At 71.0% G+C, this 13,323-nt stretch carries 11 protein-coding genes; 3 read left to right on the top strand and 8 right to left on the bottom strand.

What is annotated here, in order from left to right:
- Position 1: 1 nt before the first annotated feature.
- A complete protein-coding gene (locus ABZX65_RS00455) occupies positions 2 to 1,741 on the bottom strand; it encodes a fatty acyl-AMP ligase (RefSeq protein ID WP_355332683.1) in 1,740 nt (579 codons plus the stop codon).
- A 500-nt stretch (positions 1,742 to 2,241) separates the two neighbouring features.
- Between ABZX65_RS00455 and ABZX65_RS00450 the strand changes: the two genes are divergently transcribed.
- On the top strand, positions 2,242 to 2,976 hold the full coding sequence (locus tag ABZX65_RS00450) for a hypothetical protein (RefSeq protein ID WP_355332681.1): 735 nt from the start codon (positions 2,242 to 2,244) through the stop codon (positions 2,974 to 2,976).
- A 611-nt stretch (positions 2,977 to 3,587) separates the two neighbouring features.
- Positions 3,588 to 4,895, top strand: a complete 1,308-nt coding sequence (locus ABZX65_RS00445; protein ID WP_355332678.1) for a methyltransferase — start codon at positions 3,588 to 3,590, stop codon at positions 4,893 to 4,895.
- A 105-nt stretch (positions 4,896 to 5,000) separates the two neighbouring features.
- Here the strand turns inward: ABZX65_RS00445 and ABZX65_RS00440 are convergent, their stop codons facing one another.
- From ABZX65_RS00440 to ABZX65_RS00415, 6 genes are all read right to left on the bottom strand, one after another.
- Positions 5,001 to 5,207 carry a hypothetical protein gene (locus ABZX65_RS00440; RefSeq protein ID WP_355332676.1) on the bottom strand — a complete coding sequence of 69 codons (207 nt, stop codon included), beginning with the start codon at positions 5,205 to 5,207 and terminating at the stop codon, positions 5,001 to 5,003.
- 198 nt (positions 5,208 to 5,405) lie between these two features.
- Positions 5,406 to 7,163 carry a thiamine pyrophosphate-dependent enzyme gene (locus tag ABZX65_RS00435; protein ID WP_355332673.1) on the bottom strand — a complete coding sequence of 586 codons (1,758 nt, stop codon included), beginning with the start codon at positions 7,161 to 7,163 and terminating at the stop codon, positions 5,406 to 5,408.
- Between the two features lie 111 nt (positions 7,164 to 7,274).
- Positions 7,275 to 8,855, bottom strand: coding sequence for an FMN-binding glutamate synthase family protein (locus ABZX65_RS00430; protein ID WP_355333559.1), 1,581 nt, complete (start codon positions 8,853 to 8,855; stop codon positions 7,275 to 7,277).
- 105 nt (positions 8,856 to 8,960) lie between these two features.
- The gene (locus ABZX65_RS00425) at positions 8,961 to 10,097 is read right to left on the bottom strand and encodes a glutathione-independent formaldehyde dehydrogenase (RefSeq protein ID WP_355332670.1); all 1,137 of its coding nucleotides are present in this window, start codon (positions 10,095 to 10,097) and stop codon (positions 8,961 to 8,963) included.
- A 172-nt stretch (positions 10,098 to 10,269) separates the two neighbouring features.
- A complete protein-coding gene (locus ABZX65_RS00420; protein ID WP_355332667.1) occupies positions 10,270 to 10,977 on the bottom strand; it encodes an HAD family hydrolase in 708 nt (235 codons plus the stop codon).
- A 46-nt stretch (positions 10,978 to 11,023) separates the two neighbouring features.
- A complete protein-coding gene (locus tag ABZX65_RS00415) occupies positions 11,024 to 11,530 on the bottom strand; it encodes a DUF6328 family protein (RefSeq protein ID WP_355332664.1) in 507 nt (168 codons plus the stop codon).
- 147 nt (positions 11,531 to 11,677) lie between these two features.
- Here ABZX65_RS00415 and ABZX65_RS00410 point away from each other — a divergent pair, with 147 nt between their 5' ends.
- Complete coding sequence (locus tag ABZX65_RS00410) at positions 11,678 to 12,643, top strand: LLM class F420-dependent oxidoreductase (protein WP_355332661.1); 966 nt, start codon at positions 11,678 to 11,680, stop codon at positions 12,641 to 12,643.
- Between the two features lie 57 nt (positions 12,644 to 12,700).
- On the opposite strand, the gene ABZX65_RS00405 is transcribed toward ABZX65_RS00410, so the two are convergent.
- Positions 12,701 to 13,240, bottom strand: coding sequence for a GNAT family N-acetyltransferase (locus ABZX65_RS00405; protein WP_355332658.1), 540 nt, complete (start codon positions 13,238 to 13,240; stop codon positions 12,701 to 12,703).
- Positions 13,241 to 13,323: the final 83 nt, after the last annotated feature.

The raw sequence follows: 13,323 nt of genomic DNA, 5'->3' as shown, positions 1-13,323 counted from the left end.
CTCAGCCCGCCGAGGTGACCAGTGGCCCGGCCACGAGGTTGGCCACCTGTTTGTCGAGATCCTGGTGGACCGCGCCCAGCCGGTCCTCCAGCAGCAGCGACCGCATCAAAGTGCGCTGGATCTTGCCGCTGGTGGTCTTGCGCACCGTGGCCGGGCGGACCAGCAGCACACTGCAACTGGCCTGGAATTCACGGCGGACGTGGGCGCGTACCTCGGCGCACAGCTCCGCCGGGTCCTGCGCGGCGCCGCGGCGGAACTCCTGCACCAGCACGAGGTGTTCCTCGCCGTCGTCCACCGAGAACGCCGCTCCGGCGCCGCCGCGGAAGGCCGGGTGCAGGGACTGCACCTCGCGCTCGACGTCGTGCGGGTAGATGTTCCGCCCGTTGATCAGGATCATTTCCTTCAGGCGGCCGGTCACGTAGAGCTGCCCCGCGTCCAGGACGCCGAGGTCGCCGGTGCGCAGCCAGCCCGGGTCCGAGCCCGCCGCCGACACGATCGCGGCGTCGAAGATCTCGGCGTTGGTGTCGGGACGCTTCCAGTACCCGGAGGACACGCTGGCGCCCTTGACCCAGATCTCGCCGACGCCGCCCTCGGGCTGCTCGCAGCGCTCGTCCGGATCGACGATCTTCACACTGAAGTCGGCCGGGTCGACCACGCCGCTGCCGACCAGGTCGCGGGTGCCGCCGCCCCGCGGTGCGTCGCGCAGCCGCCCCTGCTCCAGGGCCGCCGCGTCCACGGTACGGAAGACGGGGTTCTGGTCCGCCCGCACGCCGGAGATCAGCAGTGTGGTCTCGGCCATGCCGTAGCAGGGGCTGACGGACTCGGGCCGGAAGCCCGCGGGCGCGAAGCGCTCGGTGAACGCGCGCACCGTCTCCGCCCTGATCGGCTCGGCCCCGTTGGAGGCGTGCTGCCACTTGCTCAGGTCCAAGGTGGCCAACTGCTCGTCGGTGACCCGGCGCAGGCACAGGTCGTAGCCGAAGTTGGGGCTGCCGCTCACGGCGACGCCGTACTCGCTGATCATCTGCAACCAGCGCACCGGCCGCATGAGGAAGGAGACCGGGGACATCAGCGCGGTCGAGCCGCCGACGTACAGCGAGTGGAGTATGTGCCCGATCAGGCCCATGTCGTGGTACGCGGGCAGCCAGCACCCCATGCGGCTGTCCTGGTGGGTGCCGAGGACGTGCCGGATGGCGAGTTGATTGGCCATCAGGTTCCCGTGGGAGACCATCACACCCTTGGGCTCGCTGGTGGAGCCGGAGGTGTACTGGAGGAACGCCAGCGAATCGGCGGTGAGTTGAGGACTGGTCCACGCCCGCGCGTCGCCCTGGGCGGGGTCGTCACTGGCCAGGACGGCGACGTCGGTCACGCCCGACTCGCGCAGCCAGGCGCTGACGGCGGCTTCGTTGGCGGAGTCGGTGAGCACCGCGCGGACCTCGGCGTCGCGCACGATGCCGGTGAGCCGGGCGGCCTGGTTGCCCTGGTCCCCGGGAAGCGGCGCCGGCACCGCGACCGAACCCGCGTAGAGGCAGCCGACGAAGGCCGCGACGAAGTCCAGGCCCGAGGGGTAGAGCAGGAGCACCTGTCCTGCGACGGCGCCGTGTTCCTGTAACCAGGAGGCGATCCGCTTGGCCTCGGCGTCCAGCGCCGCGTAGGTCAGCCGCTGTGCCTCGGCGCCCGGCGCGCTGCCGGGCAGGAAGAAGTACGCGTCCTTGTCCGGCAGTTCAGCGGCATGACGCAGCACAAGCTCGGTGAAATGATTCGGCCTTCGCAAGATCGCCCCCGATCTCAATCTCGCCCACGGCTGAACCTCCAGCCGGCAGCGACCAATAGACGTTGTCGCGATCGGACGGCGCACCCCCGTATTCGGGCGCGGTCGATCGCGGCAACGACACTCAAAAATCTATTGCGAATTCACATCGCTCGGCCCGTGGATCCCCGGGAAGCACTGCGCCGAGCTCTGATTCCTACCCCGTGTCATCAGTCAGATCCGTCGTTGAAGACCGACCTATGGCTGACTGGCGGTCGTGACAGTACCAGACGCCCGAGGCGTGCGCGCCGGTAACGACCAAGCTCTCAACGGGACTTCGTCCATAATGTGCGGTTACCTGCGGGGGAGTCGGCGTCGGGTCGCGGCGGAAGTGAGGCGTGGGGTTCCGGAGTCGGCGGCCGGGCGGGACATTCGAAGCCCGGCGCCGCGAAAACCGGTCGAACGCGTGGTCGGCGCGCTGTTACGGTCTGTGTGTGGCGAAACTCAATCAGATCATCGCGGTCGAGAAGGGCGTCAAGTCCAAGGCGCAGCAGGAACTGACGACCGCTCATCACGACTTGCAGAAGCCCGCGTTGCTTTCCGGGATCTCGCGGAGCTATCAGCCGAAGGACGAGGAGGGCGAGCAATTGCCGCCCGAGTCCACCCGGGTGCAGGTCAAGGCCGAGAATGTGCTGCGGGACACCGCCGCGGCGCTCACCCGGCTCTTCGACGTGACCGCCACCAAGGACTGGGCCAACTGCGAGGCGCGCGCCGATGTCACGGTCGACGGCCGCACCGTCGTCAGCGACGTGCCCGTGTCGTATCTGCTCTTCCTGGAGAAGCAGCTCACCGACCTCAACACCTTCGTGCGCAAGCTGCCGGTGCTGGACGCGGCCGAGGGCTGGAATCTGGACGCCTCCACGGACGCCTGGAAGACCGAGCCGGTACGGACGATCCGCACCAAGAAGGTCCCGCGCAACCACGTGAAGGCCGAGGCCACCGAGAAGCACCCGGCCCAGGTCGAGGTGTACTACGAGGACGTGGCGGTCGGTTACTGGACCACGGTGAAGTTCTCCGGCGCGCTCCCCGCCCGCCGGGTGAACGAACTGCTGGACCGGGTCGAGAAGTTGCAGCAGGCGGTGAAGTTCGCCCGCGAGGAGGCCAACGGCACGGAGGTCACCGACCGGCGCGTCGGCGAGGCCGTGTTCGGGTTCCTGTTCGCGCAGTGACCCCCCTAGATCCCCTCCGCCGGAGCGCGGAGGGTGCGCCAGGAGCGCAAAGCTGAAGCTGAAGTTTGTCGTGAACGACGCGGTTCCAGTGGGGGTTCGAGTCCCTCGCCCCGCACCACTCGCGGGGGTAGCCCAAATGGCAGAGGCAGACCGCGATCAATCTCAGACTCTCGCTCCAGACTCAGCAGTCGCCGCCGATCACCGGATCGATCGGCCGCGGGCAAGGTCGTCAGGTGCAGGTTCGAATCCTGTCTGGTCCTCTTTCACGGGCCGGTAGTTCAACGGTAGAACGAGTCGACATCAGATTGACCCGCGGCCTCAAGTGCGCCGGTGTGTGCACGGGGCGGCACTTCGAGGGGCCCGGGGGCTGGACATGCCTCCGGGTCCCGCTCCTTGCCCGCGTGGAGCCCAGCGCCCGGCCCGCGGCGGTGAAGGAGCCGTGCCCCGCCAGCTCGGTGAAACCCCCGCGTAAGCGGCTCCGAGGGGGGCCTGAAGGGGGTCCCGAGGGGGGCTGAAGGGGGCCCCGAGGGGGGTGGCCCGACCCCCGTCCGACGCCTCACGGCCACCGGCCGACCGCTCAGTGGTGGCGTAGCGGTTAGCCTGTGAGCACCATGATCCGATTCACGACGCCCTGGGGTGACCTCGACCTCACTCGCTTCCCGCAGGACCCGCGCGACCAACTGCGGGCCTGGGACGCCGCCGACGCGTACGCGCTCCGGCATCTCGCGGACACCCGAGCCGACACGAGAGCCGACGCTCGGGCGGACCCGCGGGCCGACGCGCGAGGCGACACCCGCACCGGTCAGCGGGCCGATCCGCCGGGCGACGCCCGCGCCGGTTCCCGTCCCGCCGCGCAGGCGGACGGCGCGGCCGGCGGGCGTACGGCGGCCGGGTCCGTGGACCTGTCGGGGACCGTCGTCGTGGTCGGTGACCGCTGGGGCGCGCTGACCACCGCGCTGGCCGCGCACCGCCCCACCCAGATCTCGGACTCCTTCCTGGCCCAGGAGGCGACCCGCGCGAATCTGCTGCGCAACGCGCCGGAGGAGGCCGACGGCGTCCGGCTGCTGTCCACCCGCGACACCCCGCCGGACCGCGTGGACGTCCTGCTGATCAGGGTCCCCAAGAGCCTCGCGCTGCTGGAGGACCAGCTCCACCGCCTCGCGCCCGCCGTGCACGAGGGCACCGTCGTGGTCGGCACCGGCATGACCACCGAGATCCACACCTCGACGCTCAACCTCTTCGAGCGGATCCTCGGACCGACGCGTACGTCACTGGCCGAGAAGAAGGCGCGGCTGATCTTCTGCGCCCCGGCCGCGGGCCGGACCCGTACCGCCAGCCCCTGGCCGATCACCTACGCGCTGCCGGACGGCATCGGCGCGGTCTCCGGCCGTACGGTGACCAACCACGCGGGCATCTTCTGCGCGGAACGGCTCGACATCGGCACCCGCTTCCTGCTCCAGCACCTCCCCGTCCGGCACGGCCCGGACCGCGTGGTCGACCTCGGCTGCGGCAACGGCGTCGTCGGGACGGCCGCCGCGCTCGCCAACCCCGAGTCCGCCGTGCTGTTCGCCGACGAGTCGCACCAGGCGGTCGCCTCGGCCGAGGCCACCTTCCGCGCCAACGCCGACCCCGCGACCAAGGCGGAGTTCCTGGTCGCCGACGGCCTGACCGGGGTCCCGGCCGAGAGCGCCGACCTCGTCCTCCTCAACCCGCCCTTCCACTCCCACCAGGCCACCACCGACATCACGGCCCGCCGGATGTTCACCGCCGCCCGTACCGTCCTGCGCCCCGGCGGCGAACTCTGGGTGATCGGCAACCGCCACCTCGGCTACCACCTCCGCCTGCGCCGCCTCTTCGGCACCTGCGACATCGTCGCCTCCGACCCCAAATTCGTGATCCTCCGCGCCACCAAGTCCTGACCGCGCCGCGCTCAGAACAGCTTCAAGCTCGTCCAACGACGACATGCGCTGCTCCAAGGCCGGTGCGGCGGTGAGGTGACGCCGCCAACCCAGCGGCGACCGCCGTCAGTCGCTGCCGCTGCCGGACCGGTTCAGGCGTCGGCGCTCCCGCTGTCGCCGGTTGCGCTCGGAGCCGCGCAGCAGTTCACCGGCGGCGAGGGTCACCGACGCCACCGCGCGCACCCAGCGGGGCCCGCCGCGACTCGCCCACACCACGCACGCGCACCCGCCGACGACGACCACCAGCACGCCGATCAGTACCAGAGCGATCATGTTCCCCCATCTCCACGTCGGCCGGGCCGGAGTCGGCCGGGCGACACCTCAAAGATCTCACGCGGGAGGCTACTTGGGACGACGGCTCGACGGCTCGACGGCACGACGGCGCTTACGGCACACGGTTCGACGGTCTGACGGCTCGATGCCCCGATGCCCCGATGCCCCGATGCCCCCGACCGCGCAACGCCGGTGCCCTCAGTGCGAGTTGTCGCCGGAGCTCCGGACGATCTCCTTCATCTTGGCGACGGCGAAGCCCCAGCCCTGCTCGACGGTGGGCTTGGCGGGAACGGCGATCTCGTCCGGGTTGGTGAGGACGTCCAGGAGCACCGGGCCCGGCGCGGCCAGCGCGGTGCGGACGGCGTCGTCCAACTCGTCGGGGTCGGTGACCCGGATACCCGTCAGGCCCAAGGCGGTCGCGACCGCCGCGAAGTCGGGGTTGTCCAGGACGGTGCCGAACTCCGGCAGCCCCGACTGCTCCTGCTCCAGTTTGACCATGCCCAGCCGGCGGTTGTCGAAGACGACGAGGGTGACCGGCAGGTCGTACGTCTTGAGCGTCATGAGGTCGCCGAGCAGCATGCTCAGTCCGCCGTCGCCGCAGAACGCCACGACCTGCCTGCCCCGGTCCAGCATCTGCGCGCCCAGCGCGTGCGGCATGGCGTTGGCCATCGAGCCGAGGTTGTACGAGCCCAGGAGGCGGCGGTCGCCGCGCATCTCCACGAAACGCGACAGCCACACGGTGGCCATGCCCGTATCGGAGGTGAACACCGCGTCGTCGGCGGCGTGGCGGTCGACCGCCGCCGCGAGCGCCTCGGGACGGATGCCGTGCTCGCGGTTGTCCAGGGCGGAGCGGACGCGGCCGATCAGTCCCTTGTCGTGGTCGGGGGCCGCCAGCCGGGCCTGCCCCTCCCGCCAGGACGCGAAGCGCTCCACGGCCTGGTCCAGGTGCTTGCGGTCACGGGCCTTCGCCGACGCGGACGGTGCGGCGTCCAACTGGACTAGCAGGTCCCGTACGGTCGCGCCGACCTCGCCGACGAGGCCGATCTCGACCGGGACGCGGCGGCCGATGTGGGTGGGCTCGGTGTCGACCTGGACCACGGTGCGGCCCTCGGGATACCAGTCGCGGTAAGGGAAGTCGGTGCCCAGCAGCAGGAGGGTGTCGGCGTCCTGGAGTGCGGAGGCCGCCGCGGGGTTGCCGATCAGACCGGTCTGTCCGACCTGGAACGGGTTGTCGCCCTCGAAGCCCTCCTTGGCCTTCAACGTGAGCACCATCGGCGCCGCCAGCCGGTCGGCGAGGGCCATGACCTGGTCGCGGGCGCCCCGGGCGCCGCGGCCGACCAGCAGGGTGACGCGCTCGGCCCGGTCCAGCAGATCGGCGGCGGCGCGGACGGCGTCCTCGTCCGGCCGGGTGCTCGGCGTGGTGAGCGAGAAACGGGCCGGCCGGTCCGTGGACAGTTCCTTCTCCCCGATGTCGCCGGGGACCGACAGCACGGCGACGCCCTTGCGTCCCAGGGCGGTGCGGACCGCGGTCTCCAGCAGCAGCGGCATCTGCTCCGGCGAGGTGACGGTGGCCCGGAAGACCGCCACATCGCTGAAGAGCGCGTCGTTGTCGACTTCCTGGAAGTAGTCGCTGCCCAGCTCGGACAGCGGCACTTGACCGGCGATGGCCAGCACCGGGGTGTGGCTCTTGGCCGCGTCGTACAGGCCGTTGAGCAGGTGCACCGAGCCGGGGCCGACCGTGCCCATGCAGACGCCGAGGCCGCCGGTGAGCTGGGACTGCGCGCTCGCGGCGAAGGCCGCCGCCTCCTCGTGCCGACAGCCCACCCACTCCACGCCCTCGGTGGTGCGGATCGCGTCGGTCAGGGGGTTGAGGGCGTCGCCGACGACGCCGAAGACCTGGCGTACGTTCAGTTCGGCCAGGGCGTCCACGATGACGCGGGCAACGGTACGGGCCATGATTCCTCCAGCTCAGGCGGTGGGGCGGTGTGGCGGTGGGGCGGTGTGGCGGTGCGCGCTTCGGGGGTGCGGCGCGGTGCGCGGGGCAGCCGGTGCGCACAGCGGTACGGCTCAGACGGTGAAGCGGTCGGGGTCGGCGGCGGCCCAGTCGGCGGCCCACGAGGCGGGCGGTTCGGCGAGCAGCTGACCGGGAGCCAGCCACTCGTACAGTTCGTCATAGGAGCGGACGGTGTAGGGGTCGACACGCTGGCGCAGCATGTGCGGGCGCAGCTGCGCCGGATCGGTGACGCCCATCGACGCCATGATCTGAAGAGCGCTGGCGACGGTGGACTCCTGGAGCCTGCGCACCCGGACGGACTTGTCGCCGACGTCCAGGGCGCGGGCCCGCCGCGGGTCCTGGGTCGTGACGCCGACGGGGCAGGTGTTGGTGTGGCAGCGCTGCGCCTGGATGCACCCGACGGCGAACATCATGGCGCGGGCGGCGTTGCCGTAGTCCGCGCCCTGGACCATGCGCTTGACGAGGTCGCTGCCGGTGGCGATCTTGCCGCTCGCGCCGATCCTGACCCGGTCCCGCAGACCGGCGCCGACCAGCGCGTTGTGCACGGTGGTCAGGCCCTCGGTGAGCGGGGTGCCGACGTGGTCGGCGAATTCCAGCGGCGCCGCGCCGGTACCGCCCTCGGCGCCGTCCACGATGATGAAGTCCGGCGCGGTGCCCTCCTCGACCATCGCCTTGCAGACGGCCAGGAACTGGCGGCGCGAACCGACGCACAGCTTGAAGCCCGCGGGCTTGCCCCCCGACAGCTCCCGCATCCGGGCGATGAACCGGATCAGCTCACGGGGCGTGCCGAAGACCCGGTGGTACGGCGGGGACACGACGGTCTCGCCCTGCGGGACGTCCCGCACCCGGGCGATCTCGGCGTTGACCTTGGCCCCCGGCAGGACGCCGCCGATACCGGGCTTGGCGCCCTGGGACAGCTTCAGCGACACGCACTTGACGCTGTCGTGGGCGGCCTTGTCGGCGAACTCCCCGGCGTCGAAGTCGCCGTCGTCGGTGCGGCAGCCGAAGTAGCCGGTGCCGATCTCCCAGACCAGGTCGCCGCCGTGCCGCAGGTGGTACTCCGACAGGCCCCCTTCACCGGTGTCGTGCGCGAAACCACCGTCCGCCGCGCCCTTGTTGAGCGCCAGGACCGCCTGGGCCGACAGCGAGCCGAAACTCATCGCCGACACGTTCAGCAGCGCCATGTCGTACGGCTTGGCGCAGTCGGGACCGCCGATCCGCACCCGCGGCGGATCGTCCGGCACGGGCCGCGGCGCCATCGACGGCACCAGGAACTCGTGGCCCGAGCGGTAGACGTCGAGTTCGGTGCCGTACGGCTCCTCGGCCGCGGTGCCCTTGGCGCGTTCGTAGACGATGCTGCGGGTGTCGCGGTCGAACGGGCGGCCGTCGAAATTCCGCTCGACGAAGTACTGCTGGAGCTCCGGGCGGATCTTCTCCAGCAGGTAGCGGGCATGGCCGATCACCGGGTAGTTGCGCAGCACCGAGTGGCGGCGCTGCGTCAGGTCGTACAGGCCGAGCAGCCCCAGCAGGGCCAGGACGGCGGCAGCCGTCCACCACCAGGGGCCGACCGCCACGGCGGCGACCGCCGCCGCGACGGCCACGAGCAGGGTCAGGGCCACCGCACCGGTTCTCATCACGTCGGGCTCCTTGCCCGCCCCGATCCCTCCATGCTGCCCGCCGGGTCAAGCTCCGGTCATCCCCGGCCCATGGTCGCGTCGGGCCGCCTTCGCCGCCTTGCGTCAGGGGTGGAGCAGGACCTTCGTCCAGCCGTCGTCGCGCTTGTCGAAGTGCCGGTAGGCGTCGGGGGCTTCGTCCAGCGGGAGTTCGTGGGAGACCAGGAAGGACGGGTCGGCCCGGCCGGTGACGATCAGATCGCGCAGGGCGCGGTTGTAGCGCAGGACGGGGCACTGGCCGGTGCCCATGTGCTGACCCTTGGTGAAGAAGGTGCCGTAGTCGAAGGCGATCCGGCCGTGCTTGGCGCCCTCCTCGGCGGCTTCCGGGTCCTCGGGCATGTAGACGCCGACCACACCGATGCCGCCGGTGGTACGGACGGCCTTGACCAGGTTGTCCAGGACGAGTTCCGGGTGCTCCTGGCCGGACGGGTCGTGCGCCTGGTAGCCGACGGCTTCGACGCCGCAGTCCGTGCCGCGCCCGTCGGTGGCGTCCAGGATCTGCTCCACGGGGTCGGCCTCGGAGAAGTCGACGGGGGTGGCGCCGATGGACTCGGCCAGGGCGAGGCGGTCGGCCTGCCGGTCGACGACGAAGACCTGGGACGCGCCGCGGATCAGGGCGCTGTGCGCGGCGAGCAGTCCGACGGGTCCCGCGCCGAAGACGGCGACGCTGTCCCCGGCGCGCTGGCCGGCGAGTTCGGTGCCGTGCCAGCCGGTGGGGAAGATGTCGGAGAGCATCGTGAACTTGGCCTCGTGCTCGTCACCCGCGGGCAGTTCGAGCAGGTTGAAGTCGGCGTACGGCACGCGGAGCAGTTCGGCCTGGCCGCCGTCGTACGGGCCCATGTTGGCGTAGCCGTACGCGGCGCCGTCCATGCCCTCGGTGGGGTTGACGCGCTGACAGAAGGCGGTCCAGCCGTTCACGCAGTTGCGACAGCTTCCGCAGGCGATGTTGAACGGCACCGACACCCGGTCGCCGGGCTTGATCCGGGTCACCGCGGGCCCGGTGTCCTCGACGATGCCCATGTTCTCGTGGCCGAGGATCTTGCCCCGCTCGACGGTCGTGCGGCCCTCGTACATGTGCAGGTCGGAGCCGCAGATGTTGGTGGTGGTGATCCGGACCAGCGCGTCGTTGGGCTGCTCGATCCGCGCGTCCGGCGCATCCTCGACGGAGACGTCGTAAGGGCCGTTGTAGACCAGCGCTTTCATGTCGTCGTTCCTTTCGGGAGCGGTCGAAACGGAACAATCACCCATAGAAGTGACAATTCCCTACTGTCCGCGTACCCGCGTCACATGATTGACACGTGTGACGGGGGCCCGAGAGCGGGAAACTTTCCGCGACGGCGTCGTGACGCCACGCGTACGCCGGCCCGGCGGCCGGTCATCGGGGTGGCGTGGCGAGGACGCTGTCGTCCAGGTGGGTGAGCAGGTCCGCGACGGATTCGTAGACGGTTTCGGCTCCCGCTTCGCTCAACTCCTGGCGCGTCCAGCCGCCGGTGAGCACGCCGAGGCAGCGCACGCCCGCCTTGGAGGCCGCCTGCGCGTCCCAGGCGGCGTCGCCGACGAAAACCGCGCGCCCGGCCGGGACCCCCGCCTTCTCCAGCGCCTGCCGTACGAGGTCGGGGGCGGGTTTGCTGGAGGACACATCGTCGGAGGTGGTCACGGCGGTGATCGCCTCATCGGCGTCGAGGGCGCGGAGCATCACGTCGGCCTCCTCGCCCTTCGCGGACGAGGCGAGCACGACCTGCCAGCCGCGCGCCGCGCAGGCCCTGAGCAGGTCGGAAGCCCCGGGCAGCGGCACCAGCCGGGACCAGTACTGGGCGTAGAGGGTGTCGTGAGCGGCGCTGATCGTGTCGTCCTCGCCGTGGTCGCGGTCCTCGCCGAGCAGCGCGTCCAGCAGATGGTCACTGCCCATCCCGATCAGCCGGTGGATACGGGCCGTGCCGACCCGGTGGCCGTGCTGGCTCAGGGCCTCCCACCAGGCGACGGTGTGCAGATAGACGGTGTCCATCAGGGTGCCGTCGACGTCGAACAGCACCGCTCCGTCGGCGCGCCCCGTCTCACTGCCGGTGGGCTCTGACTCTGTCATGTCTCGCTTCTTTCCGTGTCCTGCTCCCTTTGCGGGAACGTCGAGGTCAGTCGGACCCGTCCGCCGACAGGGCGCGGTGTCGCGCCACCGCGGGGAGGACGAGCCAGGCGAGGCCGAACCATACGACCATTCCCGCCACTATCGGGATCGCGACCGTCGCGCCACCGGCGACACGCAGGACGAGGAGCAGGGCCGTGGCCATCGTGCACACGAGCAGGACGAGACCCACCACGGTCAGACGCGACGCCCACGCGACCGTCTCGGGCTTCAACCGCTGTCCCGTCAGCATCCGGTGCAGCGAGACGGGCCCCACCAGGGCGCCCGTCGTCGCCGCGCCCAGCATCACGGTCACGATGTACAGCGTGCGCTCGCCGTCGGACAGATGCGCAAAGCGCTGCTGGAACGGGACCGTCAGCAGGAAGCCGAAGAGGATCTGCACACCGGTCTGGACGACCCGCAGTTCCTGGAGCAGCTCGCCCCACTGCCGGTCGGCGCGCTGCTCCGGTGTCTCGTCCCTGCCGGGTGCGGCACTGCCGCCGGTCCCGCTTGTCATCCTGAAGCCACCTGCCCGTGTGTGATCGCGACGTGTCCTGACCGGGGGACCGGTCCCCCTCCTGCCCGTCCGTTACGCCTACCCCCGCACCGCCCCCTCAGCCGAGCGGGAGGTTTCCCGGCCGCGAAGATCGGCTAAACGCCTCGCATGGTGCAATTCGGATACACGATGATGACGGAGCAGGCGGGCCCTCGCGCGCTCGTGGACCATGTGGTCGGCGCCGAGCGGGCCGGATTCGACTTCTCCGTGACCTCGGACCACTACTTCCCCTGGCTCGATTCCCAGGGGCACTCCCCGTACGCCTGGAGCGTGCTGGGAGCCGCGGCCCAGGCTACGTACCGCATCCCGCTCATGACCTACGTGACCTGCCCGACCAAGCGGTACCACCCGGCGGTGATCGCGCAGAAGGCCGCGACGATGCAGTTGCTGTCCGAGGGGCGCTTCCGGCTCGGGCTGGGCTCGGGTGAGCAGCTCAACGAGCACGTGGTCGGCGGTGGGTGGCCCTCCGCGCGGACCAGGGTCGAGATGCTGGAAGAGGCGGTCGGGATCATCCGCGCCCTGCTCGCGGGCGATGTCGTGAACCACCGGGGCGCCCACTTCGAGGTGGACAACGCCAAGCTGTGGGACCTCCCGGACACCCCGCCGCCCCTCGGCATCGCGGTCTCGGGCGAGCGCTCCTGCTCGCTCGCGGGCCGGCTGGCCGATCTGGTAATCGCCACGGAGCCGAAGAGCGAACTGCTCGACGCCTTCGACGCGCACGGCGGTACGGGAAAGCCGAGGGTCGGCCAGCTCCCGGTCTGCTACGACCCGGACACCGACGCCGCCGTCGCCCGGGCCCACGAGCAGTTCCGCTGGTCCGTGGGGCCCTGGCCGGTGAATGCGGAACTGCCGAATCCGACGGCCTTCGCCGGAGCCAACGGGCACGTGCGCCCCGAGGACATCGCCGAGGCCATTCCCTGCGGCAGCGACCCCGACGTGTTCGCCGAAGCGGTCGCGTCCTACATTGAGGCGGGCTTCACCGAGATCGCCCTGATCCAGATCGGCGGCGACCACCAGGAGCCCTTCCTCGACTGGTCGCAGAAGACGCTCCTGCCCGCCCTGCGCGCCCTCTGACTCCGCCGAGGGCCGCGCCGACGTACGGCTCGGCCGCTGCGACCGGGGCCCTCGGTCCTACGCGGATGCCGGGAGCGGCGGGCGCAGGCCCAGCCACTGCTCGGCGTCCCAGGCGTGGAACCGCTCCACCTCGGTGAACCCGAGCTTGGCCGCGAGGCGCACCGAGGCGAGGTTGGCGCTCTGGGTGGCCAGGATCACCGGCTCGCCGGGCAGGACGCCGTCGAACCAGTCGAGCGCCGCCGCGCACGCCTCGGCGGCGTACCCGAGGCCCCACGCCCGCGGCAGGAACAGATAGCCGAGATCGGCCTTCCCCCGGGCGGCCGGGCGGTGGCTCTCCGCCGCTCGCCTGAGCAGGAGCTGGCCGATCATCGCGCCGTCCAGCTCCACGACGAAGCTTCCCGGCCACTGCTCGGGCACCTCGGGCAGCTCGCGCTCCAGCTCGGCACGCCGCCGGGGGCCGCCGAGGTAGGTATGCACCTCCGGCGACGCCAGCAACTCGATGAACGCCGCCCGGTCACGCGCCTCGGACCCGCGCAGTACGAGCCTCGCGGTCCTGATCGGCTCGGGCGGCCAGACGACGGGCCCCAGGTTCGGCATGCGCGCAGCCTAGCAACGGGGGAAGTGCCGGTAGGCGGGGCGACGGGATCTTTGCATAATACTGCGTTGAAACGTATAGTCAT

This window comes from Streptomyces sp. NPDC003300 (assembly GCF_040610915.1).
Taxonomy (GTDB): Bacteria; Actinomycetota; Actinomycetes; order Streptomycetales; family Streptomycetaceae; genus Actinacidiphila.
The sequence above is the reverse complement of the archived record's forward strand: the minus strand, read 5'-3'. Positions and strand labels throughout refer to the sequence as shown.

Bases quoted from the DNA above. Each gene is read 5' to 3' on its own strand.
- ABZX65_RS00445 (WP_355332678.1), top strand. From the start codon at position 3,588: ATGATCCGATTCACGACGCCCTGGGGTGACCTCGACCTCACTCGCTTC.
- ABZX65_RS00440 (WP_355332676.1), bottom strand. From the start codon at position 5,207: ATGATCGCTCTGGTACTGATCGGCGTGCTGGTGGTCGTCGTCGGCGGG.
- ABZX65_RS00435 (WP_355332673.1), bottom strand. From the start codon at position 7,163: ATGGCCCGTACCGTTGCCCGCGTCATCGTGGACGCCCTGGCCGAACTG.
- ABZX65_RS00430 (WP_355333559.1), bottom strand. From the start codon at position 8,855: ATGAGAACCGGTGCGGTGGCCCTGACCCTGCTCGTGGCCGTCGCGGCG.
- ABZX65_RS00425 (WP_355332670.1), bottom strand. From the start codon at position 10,097: ATGAAAGCGCTGGTCTACAACGGCCCTTACGACGTCTCCGTCGAGGAT.
- ABZX65_RS00420 (WP_355332667.1), bottom strand. From the start codon at position 10,977: ATGACAGAGTCAGAGCCCACCGGCAGTGAGACGGGGCGCGCCGACGGA.
- ABZX65_RS00415 (WP_355332664.1), bottom strand. From the start codon at position 11,530: ATGACAAGCGGGACCGGCGGCAGTGCCGCACCCGGCAGGGACGAGACA.
- ABZX65_RS00410 (WP_355332661.1), top strand. From the start codon at position 11,678: ATGGTGCAATTCGGATACACGATGATGACGGAGCAGGCGGGCCCTCGC.
- ABZX65_RS00405 (WP_355332658.1), bottom strand. From the start codon at position 13,240: ATGCCGAACCTGGGGCCCGTCGTCTGGCCGCCCGAGCCGATCAGGACC.